General features: G+C 36.8%; 13 protein-coding genes. 3 read left to right on the top strand and 10 right to left on the bottom strand.

The window, feature by feature from the left end:
- Window positions 1-151 precede the first annotated feature (151 nt).
- From MHB65_RS01065 to MHB65_RS01045, 5 genes are all read right to left on the bottom strand, one after another.
- Window positions 152-2092, bottom strand: a complete 1941-nt coding sequence (locus MHB65_RS01065; RefSeq protein ID WP_342442207.1) for an AraC family transcriptional regulator — start codon at window positions 2090-2092, stop codon at window positions 152-154.
- A gap of 114 nt (window positions 2093-2206) precedes the next feature.
- Complete coding sequence (locus MHB65_RS01060; RefSeq protein ID WP_342442206.1) at window positions 2207-4132, bottom strand: AraC family transcriptional regulator; 1926 nt, start codon at window positions 4130-4132, stop codon at window positions 2207-2209.
- Window positions 4133-4367: 235 nt separating this feature from the next.
- Window positions 4368-8738, bottom strand: coding sequence for an S-layer homology domain-containing protein (locus MHB65_RS01055; protein ID WP_342442205.1), 4371 nt, complete (start codon window positions 8736-8738; stop codon window positions 4368-4370).
- A 174-nt stretch (window positions 8739-8912) separates the two neighbouring features.
- Window positions 8913-9335, bottom strand: coding sequence for a hypothetical protein (locus tag MHB65_RS01050; protein ID WP_342442204.1), 423 nt, complete (start codon window positions 9333-9335; stop codon window positions 8913-8915).
- A gap of 373 nt (window positions 9336-9708) precedes the next feature.
- A complete protein-coding gene (locus MHB65_RS01045; RefSeq protein ID WP_342442203.1) occupies window positions 9709-11277 on the bottom strand; it encodes a sensor domain-containing diguanylate cyclase in 1569 nt (522 codons plus the stop codon).
- A gap of 509 nt (window positions 11278-11786) precedes the next feature.
- Here MHB65_RS01045 and MHB65_RS01040 point away from each other — a divergent pair.
- The gene (locus MHB65_RS01040) at window positions 11787-12971 is read left to right on the top strand and encodes a CaiB/BaiF CoA-transferase family protein (protein ID WP_342442202.1); all 1185 of its coding nucleotides are present in this window, start codon (window positions 11787-11789) and stop codon (window positions 12969-12971) included.
- Between the two features lie 633 nt (window positions 12972-13604).
- On the opposite strand, the gene MHB65_RS01035 is transcribed toward MHB65_RS01040, so the two are convergent.
- The 4 genes from MHB65_RS01035 to MHB65_RS01020 all read right to left on the bottom strand — a co-directional run bounded on the left by MHB65_RS01035 (window position 13605) and on the right by MHB65_RS01020 (window position 18087).
- Entirely contained in the window at window positions 13605-15080 is a 1476-nt protein-coding gene (locus MHB65_RS01035) for a hypothetical protein (protein ID WP_342442201.1), read from the bottom strand.
- Window positions 15081-15277: 197 nt separating this feature from the next.
- On the bottom strand, window positions 15278-15832 hold the full coding sequence (locus MHB65_RS01030) for an HPP family protein (protein WP_205446458.1): 555 nt from the start codon (window positions 15830-15832) through the stop codon (window positions 15278-15280).
- Window positions 15833-16030: 198 nt separating this feature from the next.
- Complete coding sequence (locus MHB65_RS01025) at window positions 16031-17389, bottom strand: acetamidase/formamidase family protein (RefSeq protein WP_342442200.1); 1359 nt, start codon at window positions 17387-17389, stop codon at window positions 16031-16033.
- A gap of 83 nt (window positions 17390-17472) precedes the next feature.
- Complete coding sequence (locus MHB65_RS01020) at window positions 17473-18087, bottom strand: PH domain-containing protein (RefSeq protein ID WP_205446456.1); 615 nt, start codon at window positions 18085-18087, stop codon at window positions 17473-17475.
- Window positions 18088-18302: 215 nt separating this feature from the next.
- Here MHB65_RS01020 and MHB65_RS01015 point away from each other — a divergent pair, with 215 nt between their 5' ends.
- Window positions 18303-19025 carry a response regulator transcription factor gene (locus MHB65_RS01015; RefSeq protein WP_205446455.1) on the top strand — a complete coding sequence of 241 codons (723 nt, stop codon included), beginning with the start codon at window positions 18303-18305 and terminating at the stop codon, window positions 19023-19025.
- Window positions 19022-20422: a HAMP domain-containing sensor histidine kinase gene (locus MHB65_RS01010; RefSeq protein ID WP_342442199.1), complete on the top strand. Its 1401-nt coding sequence runs from the start codon at window positions 19022-19024 to the stop codon at window positions 20420-20422. The genes MHB65_RS01015 and MHB65_RS01010 overlap by 4 nt, the downstream gene beginning before the upstream one ends.
- Window positions 20423-20539: 117 nt before the next feature.
- Here the strand turns inward: MHB65_RS01010 and MHB65_RS01005 are convergent, their stop codons facing one another.
- A complete protein-coding gene (locus tag MHB65_RS01005) occupies window positions 20540-20899 on the bottom strand; it encodes a YxeA family protein (RefSeq protein WP_342442198.1) in 360 nt (119 codons plus the stop codon).
- Window position 20900 lies beyond the last annotated feature (1 nt).

The following is a 20900-nucleotide window of genomic DNA, read 5'->3' as shown; positions in this document are numbered from 1 at the left end:
TATTACTCTTTCATAAAAAAGATATAGCAAATTGTAATTTAGTAGTTTTCTCCCTAGCTGAAAAGCCCAAGTAGACATATCCACTTGGGCTTTGTTGTAACTTTACTGTTTGCAGGAAAAACTAAGGTCTAACCTAGCCTTTCCTATCTACTTATTTTGTTAGCATATTTGGAAATTCCTCTAGCAACATGTTACTCGTTGTCATATCATCATAATTCCATTTATCCTCTATGAAATGCACTTTATTGTTCTTCACAGCAGGTAGGGAGTTCCACAATGGTTCTTGTTTTAATTCCTCAAATGCCTTTTGGGCCTCTTTATCCGCAGAAATTAATACAAATAATTGATCACCCATAAGTGTCTCATGTAGCGTCTCTTTAGTAATTTCAATATATGGTCCACTATTTGGCTGTAGTGCTTGCACCTTTTCATCCATACTATATCCTTTAGCTTGATACAGTAAACCTGCTACCCCACCTGTTTTCATCACGAACATCTTTTTATTCCAAAAAAATTGGAGTACTACTGCCGTTTCACCTTCAGCTACCTTACCCTCTGCACGAAGCTGCTCCCACATGGCATCGGCATCTTCATTATATTTCTTCAGTAGCTGCTCTCCTTCTTCCTTTTTACCAACAATATCAGCAACGACTGGGAATCGATCCTTTAATGGCTGCATACCATCAAAAACAATAGTTGGTGCAATTTTAGAAGCTTCTTCGACCTCATTATCCATAACATATGACAGCATAATCAAATCTGGCTTTAATGTCAGAACCTTCTCTAGGTTTGTTGGAAAGCCGATATCTGTTGAACTTACTTTCCCGTTATCTTCTAAAACACCGCTCTCGATAAAACGACGATCTACCCCAACAGGCTCTATGCCTAATGCAAGTAAATCACCGATCGAATTGCCCTGAAGTACAATTCGTTCTGGATTTGTAGGAATTTCTACCTCTGCTCCTTGACTATCCTTATAAACTCTTGTCTCAGATGAGTTGGCAGACTGGCTTTCTGCAACAGGCTGATTCTGTCCTGTTGCTTCATTGTTTGAACTGGTAGTCCCTCCCGCACACGCGCCCAACAGCAATGTTATACAAAGTAGCGCTATTGCAGTGAATGAAGTTCTTGAACCTCTATACATATGTATATCTTCCTCTCCTTTATATTGATAATGATTATCACTATCAATATATCGCCATATTTGCCGCCACACAATGGACGATTCAATGATATTTTGAGGACGATGTATAGCATCTTTTCTTTCTTGTTTTCTAAAGCGTAATGGCGATACACCCTTATACTTTTTAAAAAGGCGACTTAAATAATAAGGGTCCCTATAGCCTACATTTTCAGCAATTTCTTTCAATGTAGCATCTGTCTCTACTAATAAATTAGCTGCTATATCGAGGCGCGTTTGAATTACATAGTCAATTACACTATAACCCGTTTTCTTTTTAAAGATGGAAGATAGATGAGGAACACTATAATTCAAATGAGTCGCAATAGATTCTAGTGTCAAATTCTGTGCATAATTCTCTTGTATATACATCATTACCTGTCTCACAAGGTCTGGTTTAATCAGATCTATCCCCTGGCTATGAAGCTGCTGTAATAAATTATGAACAAATTGGTAGAATAATGATTTCACATAAAAGCGATTTATTCCACCAGCCTTCCTCCATTCCTGCTCCATCAATTTAACTTTGTGATAAATAAAAATAGGGTAATTTGGTATATAGCTATATTGCAACAGAAATGGATTACTCCTATCCATGAGTTTCACTATTTTTTGGCTCGTAGGAATAGGCATGGTCACTTTATAAAAAATCAAATAATACTCCAGCTCATCCTCTGTTAGAAAAATATCTAAGATCGTTCCTTTACTACCATGTATGACTTGAAACTGCTGAATAATATACTCAATTTGATTGAGCTGAACCTGCGCCCTTCCACGAGACACAAAAATAAAACCATTGGAAGGCATTTTATAAGGCTGTAACGTTTCATCCATTCTCAAAACTTGATGCCTAACATCCAGCACTTTGATAGCAGCATGATCCCACAGGTATATATGGTCATCAACATTCATAATGCACCTAACTCCTCCTATCTATCTTCTTACTACTATCATTATAATTGAAAATGATTCTCAAATAAAAGCCAAACTACGATTGATGGTAGTTTGGCTTATGATTTATTCATGTTATTTATTTTTTTGCATATTACTAAAGGCTTCCACTACTAAATCAAGCTGCTTCTCTAATGAAACAGGGTCATTAAAGTAGGAAGCATTACTATCCAATATCGTAACCATGTTATTATTCACTGCAGGCAACTCATTCCATAATGTGCTTTCCTTCAGAAATTCAAGCGCTGTGTCTTCTACAAAAATAAAATCTCCTGCATAATCTGGCAATCGTTCAATAGAAAATGAAACGCCCCATTCTTTTGAATCAAGCGCCTCCTTTTGAACTAAATCGGGCGCATCTAATTGGAATTCCCCATAAATAATTTCTCCACCTCTAGAGTAATGATCACCATATATGTAAACCTCTTTATCAGTACCACCCATGATAGAGACCGTCTGTTTCCCTACAACTTCTTGAACAATTGGCTTGTACTTGGCAATTTTCTCATCCCAATTGCTAATCCATTGAGCGGCTTCTTTTTCTTTATTAAGCATCTTACCGAACTCCACTAATTGTTCGCGATAACTCATGTCGCCATACTTAATGCCAACGGTTGGCGCAATCTTTTCAAAGTTTTCAAAGCCTTCCATGCCATCGAAGGCAATAATTAAATCTGGTTTCAATTCCAAGATTTTTTCAACAGATTTGTTGTCACCAATACTTTCAATACCATCTGTTTTACCCTCAAAATAAGGATGGCTTAACGCAAAATCAGACATGCCAATAGGTTTAATACCTAATGCCAATAAATATCCCGCATAGCTGTCTGCTACAACTACAATACGTTTCGGATTTTTTGGAATCTCTACTTCTCCACTCGCAGCTTGGTATGTAATGGTTTCCACCTGTGTTGCTCCACTTGTTTCACTTTGTGCTTGAGATTGTGAGCCTGAATTTGTATTGGCACCACTTGCGCAAGCACCTAATAATAGCGTCAAACACAGCAATAGTGTAGCTGCAAAATTCGACTTATTTTTTCGAGCCATCTGAAATTTTCCTCCTTCTTTGCATCGATAATGATTATCACTATCAATATATCGTTGGAGTGTTTTTTCATCAATGGAGGATTCCATGATGTTTTGTGGAGCATCTTCTAGCATGCCTCGATCCAATACCAGTTTTCTATATTTCCCTGGTGATATCCCTAGATGTCTTTTAAAAAGGCGATTAAAATAATGAACATCTGTATAGCCAACACTTGCCGCAATCTCTTTTAAAGGTACATTTGTTGATTTTAATAGCGTTACAGCCTTTTTCATTCTTAATTGCATAACATATTCAACTAAGCTATGGTTTGTCTCTCTCTTAAATACGGCAGATATATGTGACACACTATAATTTAAACGTTCTGCAAGAGGCTCCAGCTTTATCGAATCTGCATAATGTTCTTCCACATACGCCTTTATTTGACTTACCAAACCTGTTTGTTTTACATAGCTCTCTTGGCTACTTAACTGCTGATATATACTTAATACAATCTGATAAAATAATGTTTTAACTTGCAAACGTTCCAGCCACTTTGATTGTTGCCAGCTTTCATGCATAAGCTGCACTTTTTCATAAATAGCTATCGGATACCTAGGTGTCAAGCTATACTGCACTTGAAATGTATCTCTTTTTTCGAACAACTGAAGAATCCTTTGACCAACAGGATAAGGTACGGAACCTTTATAAAAGATAAAATAGCACTCTAGTTCATTATTTATTTGATTAATTTCTAAAGCCATCCCTTTGCCACTATGTATAATTTGAAACTCATGCACATGATAATTGGTTTGATCCAGATGCATTTTCGCATCTCCCCGAGTGACTATGAGAAAAACACTTGCTGGTAATTTATATGGCTGCAATGTTTCCCCTATACTGAGTATCCTATGACGTACATCTAATACCTTGATAGAAGCGTGATTCCAAAGTAAAAGGTGGTCTTCTATGTTCATGAGGATTGGCCTCCTTTTTGGGTGGAGTGGTTTTATGTATTTATATTATAAATGACAACTATTATCAATTAAATAAAAAAGGAATGGTAGCCTTTAGTTATGAGGAATACTATTTTCGATAGAAAGGAGGCAATACTATTTAGATTAACAGCATTTGGATACTTTTTATAAAATTACGGTAATTATGTAAAGCTTAAAAAACCAAGTGGGGAAAACCACTTGGTTTTTTATAATTTTATGGTGCTTTTGTGATCGTTACATAAGGTTTTAAATCATTACTTACAGCCATAACAATATTACCATATTGATCAATAGTTAATAGGTAAACTTTTTGTCCTTCCCTAAATTCACTTGTACTCACTTTTAAGAGAATTGAAGGTGCTGCTCCTGTTGTTCCATTATTTGTATTGACAGGTACATCATCTTTATCAGATGCAACTACCCCAGGAGTTAGTTGTTTATGATCCACTGTATCAATAATATCTTTAGCTGTTAATATTTTTGTATTACTGTTTGTAACTACATAATAGTATTTTTGTTTTCGGTTTAATTCTGTGTTAATTTCAATACTTACTTTCAAATCATGGGATGAAGTTGCACCACTTGGTCCAATAAGCTCTGCTTTTAGAATTGTATTATTTTCAAAGTCTGCAGGGTGTTCGTACTTAGCAACAGATTTATCAGAAACAAAAGATAGCTTCCCTAAATCCTTAATATCTTTCAGAGTCGTCGCATTCATATCAATCATAAAGTTTGATGAAATTTTCTTATTAAATGTAATAATTAACCTGCGTGGTTCTGCCGTATTTAAAGTTTTTTCCCACTCTATTTTATCAATTGCACCTGAACCAATCGAACTAGAGCTCTCTAACTCATCTTTTAACTTCTTAATAGTAGCTGTAGTATTTTCCTTTACAGGAATCAAGTCAGTATCACTTGATAAAGAAATTGCCTCAGAAAATGTAATAACGAATGTTTGATCTTCTTTATAAGTTAATGTAGATGAATCATTTCTAGGAATAATATCGAATTCTTTATCTGTAATTTTCTTGATAATCGGATCAATCTTTGGTGCTGTCCCGTCCGCATAGAATGGTTTCATCATAACATCACCATATTCTTGCGTAGTACCTACCCTTTGTTGCACTGTGAAGTTCCCAGGTGTGTCTTCAACTCCAATGTATAATACATATTCTTCATGTGGTATTAATCCATCAATTGAAAGTTTATTATTACCCGCATCTAATGACGCACGCTTATAGCCTGTTGCAGCACTTAAGAAGGCAGCTTTCCTTGTAGCACTATCTTTAGATGAATCAGTTGTTCCAGGTAATGGTTTTAAATTGCCACTATTATCATATATATCTGGATTCAGCTCAAGCACACCGCTAACTGGATTTTTCTTATATTTTGGTAATGCAGCATAATATATAAAACCTTTTTCATCAGAGTTAAGTGTGATATCAGCAGTCTCTTCTCCTGGTTTCCCCGGTTTCTCCCCTTTTGGTGTTACTTGAATATCTCCAATTAGTGGAGGCTTACTATCATCAGCAATTAGGGCATCTTCAATGATAGATAAATTTCCGGAACGATCCTTTACTACCATATATACAGAATAACTTGTAAATGGATCAACTGCCAAATCTGATAATACAATATCAAATTTAGTGTTGCCTCTATTGGCTATCTTTTCACCTTCCTTGAATAAATAAATTTTCGCACCACTACTATTGTCAAATTTGCCACTTGGTTTTGATGTGAACTCATCTATAAAATCACGGGAGTCTATATTTAGAGCATCCATATCTGTATTTTGAGGCATAATCATATAGTAGAAAGTTCCCGCTTTATCTGTTGAAAATTCTACTTCAATCTTAGTTTTTTCAGCATTTTTCATTACCTTTTCAATTTTTAATTTTGGAGTATCTATATCTGAGTGCATATATTCTGCATAATTATTCGGAATAGCTCCAGAAGGAACCGTACTTATATTTTCAAAATCATTAAATGCCAAATCTTTAACTCCAGGTAATACTGTTACAGTTAAAGTATCATGATTAATAAACCCGCTTAATGAAGGAACTTTTAATAATACTCTTGATTTGCCAGAACCATATTCTTCATAAATAGCCTCTTCGGGACTAATTACTTTTTGCCCTGTAACGTTAATTATCCCTGTACCGGATAATTCATAGTTTTTAACATCCTGCGCGGTTTCTTTATCTAACCTTTCGTTGAAGTAAACATATACTTGATTAAGCCCTTTTCGTTCTAAAATTTTATTTTCGACATACGGATGAATACTATCAAGTTCTTTCGTTGTAAAATCCTTTGCTACAGCAGGGTCTACTGAAAAGTTGCCAGACTCATCTTTCATCACTACATAAAGCTGATAGCCTGTTTCAGCCTGTAAGCCTGTTAGAATTTCTGTTATGCCTAGTGCACCAGCCTTTGCTTTCCCTTTACCAGTTGGATTAGCAACGATATCTGCTGTTGTTGGGTCAGGTGCTGTAGTTTTTGGGCGTAAATAATAGTAATAGTCTCCAGGTTCACTTGCAGTAAACTTGAATTCAGCTCTTGTTCCACCATGTAAAGGTGTAACTTGTAAAGATTTTACTGCTGGTGGTGATGCATCTTTCATTTGGAAGGACTGTGATGCAATATCTGATGCATTTTTCGATCCATCTACTACCATAATGTAGATAACATACTCTTTTTTCTCACCTAAATTGGAAACCTTAATAGTATTCTTATCTTTAATGGCTGCACCAGTTCCATGTGCTACGTTCTTGTTGGAAAGACGGTTGACCATTTCACTTTTATTTGGTGCCTCTGCATCCTTTTCACGCACAATATAGTAGTAAGTACCGACTTCATCTGATGTGAAATCTGCTTGTATCTCACTACCATTTAGTATTTTGAGCTCCGTAATACTAATGAGAGGTTTTGTTTTATCATCAGGATTCTGGTTCTCATTATCGTCTTTATCGATTGGTTTGCCATCTGGATCAGTAATTTCCCCAACATTATCTTTATCATCTAGGAAATCATCAAAGATATCATTTGGTGACACGTCCTTAGGTAAAATAACTTTATCAATATACGTATAATCTCCAATATCAATCTTGCCATATGAATTATCAACAAATAATGTCCCAATTCGCCCATCAATATACAGCTCAAGATCTGTGTAGCTATTGTAATTAATCCAATCAATATTTCCTGAACCATAAATTGTGAGTTTTGTTTCAGTATTTAAATTTAACGTACCAATATTGCCTTGAATTTCAAACTCTCGCACATTTCCAATGATGTCTACACGTGGTAGTTTTGTATTTGTTTCAATTTTTGTACCTGTTTGAGATACTACTAGTCGAGAAACACTGCTGTTATAGAATTCTAGATACTTTTCAACATTTTTCATTTCCTCTTTTTCTTTAGACCAGTTGACGAACGGCTTGTCATTATCATTATTTGGTTTTGTCCAATTTTGAAGATCGTTCGAATTGTTATTTGACGAATCTTCTCCTTTATTGTTATCTGGATTCGACCAATTGATAAATGAGATATTGTTACTTGCTACACGCCCAAGAGCTAATGGTTGATGGTTTGCAGCCCCTATATGCAAAGGTGGGCGAACTGTTTCATTGACAAACATTGCCCCTGTCAATGTCATATTAGAGAATTCAATATAGTTACCATTTACAACAATCGTTGCACCAAAAGATCCGTAATTACCATCGAAATCAAGTGAACGAGAACTTGTTCCACTTGCATTGAGCGTTAGTTTTGAAATGGATCGAATTACTTTCCCTGAAAGATCACCCTCAATGTAGGCGCCTTTTAAGACAGGTGCATTATAGTCGTTAAAAATATGAGAAAGGCTTTCTGGAATTGTGTAAGATTCACCGTTTACATAAACTTTATCGTCTTCAACACCTGTAATTTTGAAAGATGTTTCATTGCCCTTCTTCTCTTGTGAACCGACAACAAATGAAGCAAACTGTCCACGAGTTACTGGAGCAAATGGAGAGAAAGTAACAGGTGTTGTACCTTCTGTAATATTTAAATCAATAACTGTTTGAATATAGATAGCATTGCTTGTTTGGCTATTTACATCCTTAAAAACATTATTATAATTTTGAGATACTTCTAGATGGAATCCGACCACTACTATTTTGGCTAGTTCACCTCGAGTAATGACTTCATTTGGCATAAATGTACCGTTTGAATAACCTGACATGATACCCGCATTTTGCAACGCAGCGACATATTTATAATATTCGCTACCCTTAGGTACATCTTTATAGTAAGGATCTTGGACATTTTTCGTATCCAATTTTAAAACAGTTGCCAGCATTTTCGCAGCCTGTCCTCGTGTTACATTTACATCCGGGCGAAATGTATTATCGGCAAACCCTTTAATTACCCCTTGAGAATATAATTTTAGAATATCGTTATAATGATCTGTGTATTGGTTAATATCCGTAAAGGGAGAAGTAGCCGCTGCCGCTTTCGGTGGAGGTACTACAACAGCAATTCCACTTGAAGCAAATACTGTTGCAATCAAGGCCTTATTTACTCTTTGGATTTTAGATTTATCCATTCCACTCTTCCTTTCGCTTATGTATTTTGATACGTTCAAATATCATTTTCCTCATACCCTTTATATCGACCATAGACTAGTGAACCTTCATAGATAAGTTTAAAATAGTGAGGTAAAATTCTTAATACGTATAATAAATTCAGACTATACTACTCTCTTTGTCGAAAAATAGTTTCAATTCCCCTTAGTAACCAGGTAGGATTGATTTCTAGGGATTACTTTTACACTTCTTATGAGCAGGAGCAGCTCTTTTTCGATCACTTTCAGACTTCTTATGAGCGGCGGCAGCTCTTTTTCGATCACTTCTTTACTCCTTATGAGCGGGAGCAACTCTTTTTCGATCACTTCCTTACTCCTTATGAGCGGGGGCAACTCTTTTGTGATCACTTCCTTACTCCTTATGAGCGGGGGCAACTCTTTTTCGATCACTTCCTTACTCCTTATGAGCGGGAACAACTCTTTTTCGATCACTTCCTTACTCCTTATGAGCGGGAGCAACTCTTTTGTGATCACTTCCTTACTCCTTATGAGCGGATTCCACTCTTTTGTGATCACCTCCTCACCCTCTTTGAGCGGATTCCTCACTTTTGTGATCACTCCCACACTCCTCATTAGAACAACCTAATTATTCCTAATCATTTCATAAGGATTCTACCCTATTTGTATTCCCCACCAAATATCAAATGAACTTCACTCAAGCACTCAACAAAAAAAGCCAAGGAGCATCGGTGCTCGCTTGGCTTTTGACGATATATAGGCATACATCCAGTCATACTTGGGGTGTCATAAGGGAAAGGGGGATAACCTTACGTCTTGTCAAGTCGATCAAGAGATGTGGCCCGAGTTACATATCATTTGAACATGGTTTAAAAGTCATATGGCGGATGACTTACACATAGCTTGCCCAAATGATGTTTGCATTAATCATTACCCCAAAAATTTGAGTTGTAAGCTCTTTTGTTATATTTTTTTAATTCGTTTTTGAGACTGCCACTTTTACTTGGTTGCGTCCCTCTTGTTTGGCAAGGTAAAGTGCATTATCAGCCGCTTCAATTAGCGCCTCCGTTGTATCTGCCATTGCGGGATAGACCGCTATTCCTGCAGATAATGTTACTGGTCTACCACATGGGCTGACTGTATCGGCCAAAATTCCTCGTAGTTGTTCAGCCACTCGTACTGCTTCCTCTGCTGTTGTATTCGGCAAAAGCATGACAAATTCCTCGCCCCCGTATCGGCAGCATATATCTCCTTTACGGGCTACAGATTCCATATGTCTAGCTAAAAATTGTAAAACTTTATCGCCAATTGCATGACCATATGTATCATTCACACTTTTGAAGTGATCTAAATCTAGCAAAATAATGGCATGCGGTACCTTATTTGTTAACCACTCAGCAAGCATTGAATCCATTGTTCGTCTGTTCGTAATACCCGTCAGTGGATCAACTGTAGATTGATCCTTGAAAAAAGAGACCTGTCCATGTAAAAACGATAAACTTCGAACCAATGCATTCTTCAAAGAATACGCTTCAAAGTACCATCCACTAACAGATTTTAAACCTTCTACATTTTTCTTATCTAGACTTTCCTCTGTCAAAGATGCTAGTTGCTGTAAGGGATTAGCAATGCGTGCTGCAGCCCAAAGTACGATAATAATCGAAACAACCATAAGGGGTACAGATTTTATAATGACTTCCTGTACACGATCAAATGAAGGTGCTAATGCTACGTCTAATGGTTTCTGCGCAACAACTCCCCACCCTGTCGTTGCCACTGCACTATAGCCAGCAAGCATTTTTACCCCTTTTGTGTTCTCAACTAGTTGGGCACCATCCTTGCCAGATATAACAGCTTGAACGACTTTATTTTTCGTTACAACATCATTAATACGGCTTGGATCTTGATGATAGATAACTCGTCCATCAGAATCAACTACATATACGTAAGAACCATCCTTACTATAATGCTCTCCCAATAAGGTTTTAAAGGCATTAGGTTCCTTTAAATAAATAGTGCCAGCAATCATTCCCAGATACTCATTGGACTCTGAGAAAATAGGATGCGATATAAAAATGATGAGCCGTCCTGTCATCGCCTCATAGGGTTTAGAGATGAGTGGTGTCTTTTTGGCTAATGCCTCTTTAGCACCAATAGATGTTAAAACCTCTCCTTTAATTTCTATAGATGGTGGGGAGACAGACAAAACAAGTCCCTTTGCATTTGTTATGACCACCGAATTGAACATTTGATTTTGCAATCTCAAACGCTCCGTTTCCTGATTCAATGCTTGTTCATCATCCATTTTTGTGTTGACCTGATTCGCACTATATCCTAAGATTTGAAAAGCTTCATGTAGATAGGAATCAGCAGTTGATGCCAATTTTTGAGCATAAACTCTATTCGTTTCTAGCGTATTTTCCTTAATAGAATCAACGTTCATCCTATAGCCGCCCCAAACACTACCAATGCTTGTGAAAAAGAATGCGGCCATCGCTACGCCCATTATAAGATGCTTTAATTTCAACTGATGTGATTTCATTTCTTCCCTCCTATTTACGTTGTTTTAATATGTATATTTTGAAAGATTCTTTAAACAATTAGTGCTTATTATAAGCAAAGACTCCTATAGGTAAAAGTATCATTTCATAATTGTGTAAGAAGAATCCGACACACCTCTAGGATTGTATCAATAAAAGAGGTCATATCATATAGAATCTAGTAAACAAAATTCCAACATTTTAGTTACTTAGATTAAATATTCCAACAGCTGACGCTAATTATCTGAAATTTGATAGAAAATCTAAATTCTAAATTTTTTTACTTTTATTGTTATTCTGACATATAAAAGTTGAAGCGTTTATTTTATAATAAAAATTAGCGTAGGCAAGTTAAGATTCAATCTGTTATAATACTCATTAAAATACAATAAACTGTAATAATACAGTATATAAAATACGCTTTTCACACAATGGGGATTATGAGAAAAGCGCTACTCTGCCATCACCATACAGATGGTTGTGTAGCCTACACAAAAAGGGGTTGGAAGATTTGGGCATTTTAAAGGGGTTAAAAATTCTCGATTTTTCTGCATTACTACCAGGACCAATGGCCACAATGATATTTGCTGATTTAGGAGCAGATGTCATCCATGTTGAATCTTCAAAGCGTGTTGATTTAACACGAATTATGCCTCCCTATGATGATGATCATGAGGCATATATCCATCAACATTTAAATCGATCAAAAAAATCAATTACGTTAAATTTAAAATCACCAGAAGCTATCGACATTGTTAAATCACTTGTACAGGAATATGACGTTATTATCGAGGGGTTTCGACCTGGAGTGATGCAGCGACTTGGCATTGGCTATGAAGCTCTTAAAGAAATAAATCCTAAGGTTATTTATTGTGCGATTACTGGCTATGGACAAACAGGGCCTTATAGTAATCGACCTGGACACGATAATAACTATCTATCCTTAGCAGGCGTACTCGACTATTCGCGCCATAAAGATAAAAAGCCTGTTTCGATGGGAGTTCAACTAGCTGATATAGCTGGGGGAACAATGCATGCCGCAATTGGCGTGCTGGCTGCTGCTCTTCATCGTGAAAAAACAGGGGAAGGACAATTCATCGATATAAGTATGACAGATGCTGTCTTTTCACTTAATGCTATGTATGGTGCTGCCTTTATTGGAGGTGGGCGTGTTCCACAGCCAGAGCAAGAAATTTTAAACGGAGGCAGTTACTATGATTTTTACAAAACAAAGGATGGACGATTTTTCTCTGTCGGTAGTTTAGAGCCTCAATTTCGCAAATTGCTCTGTGAAGCACTCGATATTCCTGAGTTGATCGATAATACCTTCAATGATTCCTACTATACGCAAATTCGTTTTAAAGAAGCTGTTCACGATGCCTTTTTGTCCAAGACATATGAGGAATGGCTTGAAGTATTTAATGAGGATTTTGAAGGTTGTGTTGAGCCAGTTCTAACATTTCCTGAAGCATGTGAACATCCGCAGCTAAAAGCACGGGAGATGATTGTGACTATTCCCAAAAGCGATGGGACTATGCAAAAACAAATTGCCTCTCCGTTTAAATTTGATGGTGCACAGCCTGAATACAAGCATGTTGGTGCTAAGTTAGGCGAGCATAATGAGGAAGTTTTACTATCTCTGGGCTTTGATGCTGAACAAATCGATGCTTTGAAAGAAAAAGGCGTTTTAGAGTAAAAAAAAGGTGTCTAATACTGTGACGTATTAGACACTTTTCATGTTGTTGAAAAAGATCATGTCACTAGCAGAAAAAGATCTTTTAGCAAGGCGAGGGGTTGATTTCCGTTCCGCCAGCGTCCTTTCCAGGGGGCGTCCGATGAGCCACTTCACTCACTAGCGTTCGCTCCAGGGTCACATCTGTGACACTAAATCCCCTAGGAGTGACGCTGGCTCCACTCCAATCAACCATTCTGCAAAGTGTCTTTACTTTTTTCATACTAGCATAGCAATCAAATAGCCCAATAACTGTATTCTTAGGGGGATAGGCCCTTTATTTTCAATGTGGAGAAGTGATGCGTGACAACACTCCTCCATAAAGAGTAGTGAACATCTTCATTTTATTTGAAAATCTTTGCTAAAAAATTAAATATTTATGGGTTGGAGTGGAGGGCTACTTGACTCCCGTGGGATAGCGAGACAGGCGAAACCCTGCACGGAGCGGTAGCGGAGGAAGCGATTCGGCGCTCGCCCACAGGAAAGCAAGTAGCCTGCAACGGGAACCATTTTCACCTTTCACAAAAATTCTATTGATGGTTTTGTTTTTCAACACTATGAAAGGTGTCTAATACTGTGACGTATTAGACACCTTTTTTATACATACGCACTAATAAACATACGAAGGCTTTCAAAGTGATCATCAATTAGCAGATATTTTTTATAGATTTCCATTAATTTTTCAAAAAGCTCGAACTGCTCGGTTACAAACAATACTCTTAAAATATTTAACATATGCAGAGAGGCACTTTGTGCTACAACATAGTATGGTGCATCTGGTTGACGATAATTGCGTCGCCACTCTTCCACAGACAAACCAATATGTTGGAGAGAGTTATTCACATGTAGTGCTATATCCTGTTGAACATACGCCTCAATCGCAATAAGCTGTTCACTACTAAAGTTTTTTTGTACTAATGAGGTATTAATTTTTTTATTAGATGCTAGGACATGCTCCTTTAATAAAAGTAAGCCATCCTCATAACGTGCCATTTTTACATAATGCTCAAGTAGAATAGCATATAAATTTTCTAAATAATTTAGCTGATAATTTTTAATAATGGCAGGTGGTGTTGGTTTACGATTTGGTAATAGCTCTTTATACTCAAGTAATATTTCAATAGCGTAATTATTTATTCGTTCATCTTCTAATAAATATTCACCATAATGTATAACTTCTTCACTCTGCTGTTCTTTATTGGCTATATGAAATAAAATATAGGCAATTAATACTTTTTCCTTCTCTGATAGTGCATACATTGAATAGCGCCATTCCGCTTCGAATGAGGTAATAAACGCTTTAACACTATTAAAATCACCTTCTGATAAGCAATAATGAGTAACAATTTGGTAAAGACGTAACTGTTTCTTTGCCAAACAGCTAGCATTATGCTTATCCACATGAGTTATACACTTATCCAGTATTGATTTATAGTTATTCACAAAGTTATCCACATGTTCACAATTTTCTCTCACAGATTGCTCGAAATGTCCCATTATTTCATAAAGAAATGTGAATTGCTCTAAAGGTCTGTGGATAAGAAGTGAATAAACTTTTTTTGTGAAAAGCCAATGCCAAAAAGATGCATGCTCTTTATACATCATATGCACTAAATATTCATCTTGAAATTTATATAAAATAATTGATTGTAGCTCATTAACTGGCATAGCTATTTGCATTCGTTTCCCAAAAACTAACCAAATTAATCGTTCTAGGTCTATTGTATGTTGTGCAAAAAGCTGCTCAAAAAAAGTATCTTTGCCTTTTTGCGTATAGAAAAAAGCACTAAGCCGCTCATTCACGAATTTTGAATCTAAACCATATTTGTCAAAATACATTTGCATTTCTGTTGATACATGACCCCAGTATTTACGTGCTGTGGAAAAAGCAATATTCTTAGCCGTTTCTTCGTCTACTAAAAATAGATTGGGTGAAAGCGAAATACCAAGTATTTTTGGATCTTCTTGCAGATTGGACTCTGCCTCCAGCCATGTTGCTAGTATATTTTCAGCACCCTTTTCACTTCTTTGTTTATACGCCATGAATAATTGCTCATCACAGTCCAACAGCATACAATTGGATCCTCCCATCAAATTCTACCAACAACGATCTTCCCCTATCATTCAAATACATGTTTTTTACACTCTTTCTTCAATATAACAAATCTTAACTAACATATGCTAAAGAAATTTTGGTATGCATAGCGAAAACGTTAACAAATAAAAAAACCATCTATTAAGTGAACACACTTCATAGATGGATAACTTCATTACCAAAACATCGGATATTTTCTTTTTTCTCGTAAATTATTTATCAACAACCCGAAAAACACAATGATGACTGCTCCAATTAACACCGGTGTGAGTAAGTAACTCCAACCGTAACCTCCTAAAATAATAATTATAGGATTGGCGCCTGCTGGCGGATGAATGACACCTAAAAAGGCCATAAAAAATATGGTTAATCCAACACCTAGACTAATCGACAATATATTGGAACCTAATAAGGAATACATGGCCAAGCCAATAAAGGCGGAAATAAAATGACCTCCGATTATATTTCGAGGCTGAGACAAAGGTGCATTCCAGACGACAAATACAAGCACGCAGCTACCACCTAATGATGCCATTAGCCAAGGTGAATCAGTAAAGTTGGTTAACCATAGCAACACAAAAATGCATATTAATCCACCCATTGCTCCAGTAAAGGCATCAGCGAAATTTGTTCGAGAAGGCGCATGACCTCCTCCTCTCATTTTTAATATAAAGGGTTTAATGCTATTCTTTTTCTCTATCTTATTTTCCACACCTAGGATTTCTGTCATTGGACACCAACTTTTCTCTTCAATACTCATCTATTTAAATACGAACATGTTAATCATTGTTAAACTTTAACTATTATATCAACACGACAATAGATTTCAATCCAAACTTCAAATTTCAGACAAACATTTACTTTTTCAACTTATAACTCATACAAAAAAGCAAACTTTTAAAAGTTTGCTTTTGCAAGAAATCATCTATTAGTCATATTGCCTTTTCACAGTTTTATATATTCTTACCTTTTTCAATATTGTTTTAGGTACTTGGAAAGTGGCTGTGACAACCCCTGGATGGCGTCCGATTTCAATGGAGCCTGTGATTGTTGCTCTATTTAATACCTCTGGCTCGCTCATCTCAAATAGCTTCGCAGCTCGACTTATCGCGTTATCGGTCGCCTCATTTAACGTTTTACCAGAACCAACCACCGACACTGGAAATGCATCCTCTACCTGTTTAACACCGAATTCCTCCGCTAGCTCACGTGCACGACGTTTTTCTTCCTTTGTAAAGGGCTTTGCTGTATAAGGTAAATCTTCTACATTTGGTAGTAAAATTGGGCCTTCCAATGCTACTTTTTTCAAGACTTTCACTTGAAGCTGGACAATACCCGCTACATCGGTTGTATGACCAGCAATCTCGCCATCCCCTTGCATGGCATGCATGTCTCCAATATATACACCACCGCCTGGTACCTTGACTGGACAAATTATAGTCGCTCCTTCTCGCACTCGGCTAATATCCATATGTCCATCGGTACGATGTAAATCCAATTCATCTTGGGTAAAGGCATATTCATGTGGTGCTCCAATTAAGAATGAACCAAAATCTCCAGCATTATGAGAATCTGGCATCGCTTTCGAAGGGGTTGTACCAAGCTGACCTAAAAATGGACGCATTCTTGCTATTACACCTACTAAGTCGCTGGGAGCTAATGCAACAACAGGATTTTGTACAGAATTTTCAGGTGTTCTCATGTAATTTCTGGCATCAAGTGCAATTCGTCTAGCACCTTCTCGTCCAACAGTCACACCCATTTGCCCTTTATGATCTAGTGCCATCGTATAGCCATTTGTCATTTTAAAAGGTGCCGTTTCTGTATCACATGTCGAACATCGAATTGCATGTGGACCTATTCCTTTGACAACTGTGCTTGGGTGAAGTTTGCCACAGCCTGGACATTTTACAGAAACAAACGGATCGCCAATGAATCGATCTACAATTGCCTCATCATGACCAGACGAAGTTGCAAGCGATGTGACCTGAATCGATTTAATTTTTATAACAATAGCATCACCCACCTCTGCCCCTTCTACAAACACAGGCTTCGTTACTTCATGTCCTCCACGAATAGTGGGTGTAAGCATGGGTCCCCAACAGCCAGGTGTTGTATTGGCAATAATCGTTCCACCATCCTTAACCGGTCCTAACATCTTTTGTGATGGATCTAAAATACCATCAATAAACTCATTTACGAACAATGTCTCAGCGGCTTGTGGTTGCTGTATAAAATCATCACTTTCTACCTCTTCTTTTTCTAGCACATGCAATTCGTTTGTCATTTTTCATCACGCTCCTAGAATAATTTTTATGTATAACGTTATATGTTAAAAATGCTCTCCACACTTGCAGAGAGCTATTTTTATCAATTGTTCATATATAAATCAAAAATATGTGAGAAGTCTTCTTTTTTATACTTATCTTTATGATCGATCATCCAAGTATTCGCAAAGCGCGTAATTTCCTCGAATGACGCTGATGGAGAAATGTTGTCATTGCCAATTCGTCCAAGTGATGAAGAAGCAATGTTTAGACTTTTTTCTGCTACTTCTAACTTATAGGCATTGTTCTTTTGCTCATAGCTAATAGCATGTAGTGCTTTATATAAATCTTTAATGTCATCAATAAAGCGTTTATGAATGTCGATGGATAGTGGGGAATTGCCGATTGTAAACTTAATTTCGACATCAAGGTCGATTGTTCCTGCTGTTTCGAGAAAAACTTCTGTCACAGTATACATAGAATAGTCATAGCGTCGCAGTAATCGTTTCTTGCTCATAGCGCTTTCGCCATCCACATGAATAATGGCACGATTCGTAAAGCAATATTCATCTGCTTTCGTTTTAATTAAAAAATAAATTTTTTCGTCAATTTCATGTAGGATAAAATCATCTGCATCTGTTTTATCATAATCCTCTCGCGGCACAACCACCCCGATATCTGAAAGTCCAAGTGCATCTGCTGCTATTTTTTTAAACATCGTCATTCCTCCTAATTTGTCATACTCTTTTTACGCTTTACAATCTGTAAAGGTTTCACAATGTAGCGTTTTATATACAAAATGACTGCTTCTCTTTTAGAATAAAAGCATTTGCTGGTTAAGCTATACTACTCAACATTTCCTCTTTCCTATACATTTCATTTATAATGATTGTCAGTAAAAAATTTTTCCAAATCGAAAGGTCGTGTGAACAAGTGCAAGAACCAACTATTTTAGTAGTGGATGATGAGGCTGATTTAGCCAATCTGCTAAAAGTAAGCTTACAAAAAGAGGGCTATAAACAAATTCATACAGCTGGCACCATCCACGATGCTTGGACAAGCTTTCAACAAACAACACCCGATATTGTACTTCTAGATGTCATGCTTCCAGATGGTGAGGGCTACGATTTATGTAGACGTATCCGTGAAGTATCACATGTCCCTGTGCTCTTTATGTCTGCTAAAAATGAAGAAATTGATAAAATTTTAGGGCTTGCCATTGGCGGAGATGATTATATTACAAAACCTTTTAGCCCTAAAGAAGTTGCTTATCGTGTGAAGGCTCAATTACGTAGAGCTGGCTATCAAACACAAGATACCGTAACGAACATTGTCGAAAAAGCGCTACAGATTGGACCATTTCAGTTGAATGCAGATGAAACAGAGGTCCATAAAGATGGCGTTTTATTGGAGTTAACAGCTAAGGAAATTGGTTTAATGGCGTGCTTTATGCACAATCCCAATCGAATCTTAAGTAAAGAAACATTGTTTGAACGTGTATGGGGAGAGGATTTTTTTGGTTCTGATAACACGGTTATGGTGCATATTCGCCGTTTACGTGAAAAAATTGAGCAGGATCCCTCTAACCCGCTATATATCACAACCGTAAAAGGACTTGGCTATAAATTTATCATTCCAAAAGAGGCACAAGAATGAAGTGGAAATTAACGGCTCGCTTTCTCCTTTCCGTGCTTTCTATAGTCATCATTGTTATTTTCGTCAATACAGCTATCTTCATGGGACTCCTTACTTATCGGTTAGCAACTGATTCTGAAGGCGCTTCTGCCACTAAAGAGGAAAATTTTGTGCGGGAATTTCAAAAATATATTGAAATAAAAAATGGAGCAACCTCCATCAATGCAGACGGACTTGAACAATTGCATCAAAGAAATGCTTGGATACAATTGCTTGATGAAAATGGTCAAGTTATTGATGCTCATTTTGCGCCAGATAAAGCACCATCGCACTATGCACCTATCGACTTAATTCAAGTATATAAATATAAAGAATTTGATTCTGATACTACGGTGTATATTGGCAGTAAGGATGCTTTTAGTTATTTAATTGGTATTAAAGGTAGTGGTGTTACAAGATTTGTTACGCATGTTTCTGGTACATCACTCTTACAGTTTATAGGGAAATTTGGATTGTTCATCGTGATTGCTGACTTATTAGTAGCTACATTGGTAGGATGGCTTTTTGGTCGTACATTAACGAAACCTCTATATGCGATGATAGAGCGCATTCATCATTTAAAGAATCATGATCATAAGTCTGTTAAAGCTCCTGGTGGTGTCTACAAGCCAGTTTTTGAAAACTTAAATGAAGTATCACGAGAATTGGCAGCCCATGAACAGGAGAGAAAGAGACTAGAGATCATGCGTGAAGAATGGATCAGTAATGTCTCCCACGATATGAAAACGCCACTAGCCTCTATTCGGGGTTATGCAGAACTATTAAATGATGCACAAATAACAAATATTGAGCAAATGGCGTACGCACAAATTATAGAAAAACAATCATTGCATATGCAAAATCTACTGGATGACTTAAATTTAACGATGCGTTTAAGACATCAACAGCTTCCACTTACACGAAAAGAAGTTAACATGGTGCCTTTCATTCGTGAGATAGTGATTGAAACATTAAATACACCACAATATGAACAGGCTAATCTTGCGTTCGAGGCAGTCACTGAGAATAGTCTGCATCAAATCGATGAACATTTTATGCGCAGAGCTATTATGAACTTTTTACACAATGCGCTCCTTCATAATGTTCCAGATGTATCTGTTCATGTGTCTGTTGATGAGAATACTATTACAATTTCTGATAATGGCAAAGGGATAGCCCCAGAGGATCTTGAACATATTTTTGAGCGCTATTACCGAGGTACAAATACGGACAAAACAGCTGGTACTGGTTTAGGTACAGCAATTGCTAGAGATATCATCGAGGCCCATGGAGGAACAGTGACCATCACCTCAGAAAAAGGAAAAGGTACAAGCGTTATTATTTATTTACAAAAGGAATTTCCAAGTCCAAACCAATAAATTCAGGATTCTCTTAAAAACAGGAAATTTTAATACACTTTTGCTACTGGCGCTTCGTTATACTTCGCTTTCATGCAGAAAAGGAGGAGCCTCAAATTTATGAGACTCCCCTTTGTGCTATTTCATTTGATTCTGTACTTTTTTAGGTAATTCATGGAATTTTACTTCATCAAATGAAGTGACTTCCGTTTCCTTTTTCACGTAAAGCTTTAAATAAGCATCCTGGCGTAAATTTTTGTGAGCTGAAAACTTTAATGTTTTCTCTTCCCCATTTTTATTGTAAGTAGGTAGCTCATACCAATACATTTTAAAGATTTCACCACTATCTGTCTTATACTCTTCTACCTCACCATCAGCTGTAATATGGACATAGTATGTGTCTTTATTTAAACGGTTAAAGTCTACAGTCATCAATACAACCAATCCTGCTACGAATAAGATGAACAACGCACCTATTCCGAAAAATACTTTTTTCATA

It is taken from the genome of Lysinibacillus sp. FSL K6-0075 (genome assembly GCF_038592945.1).
In the GTDB taxonomy this organism is placed as follows: Bacteria; Bacillota; Bacilli; order Bacillales_A; family Planococcaceae; genus Lysinibacillus; species Lysinibacillus fusiformis_F.
This window is presented reverse-complemented; position numbering and strand designations above follow the sequence as displayed.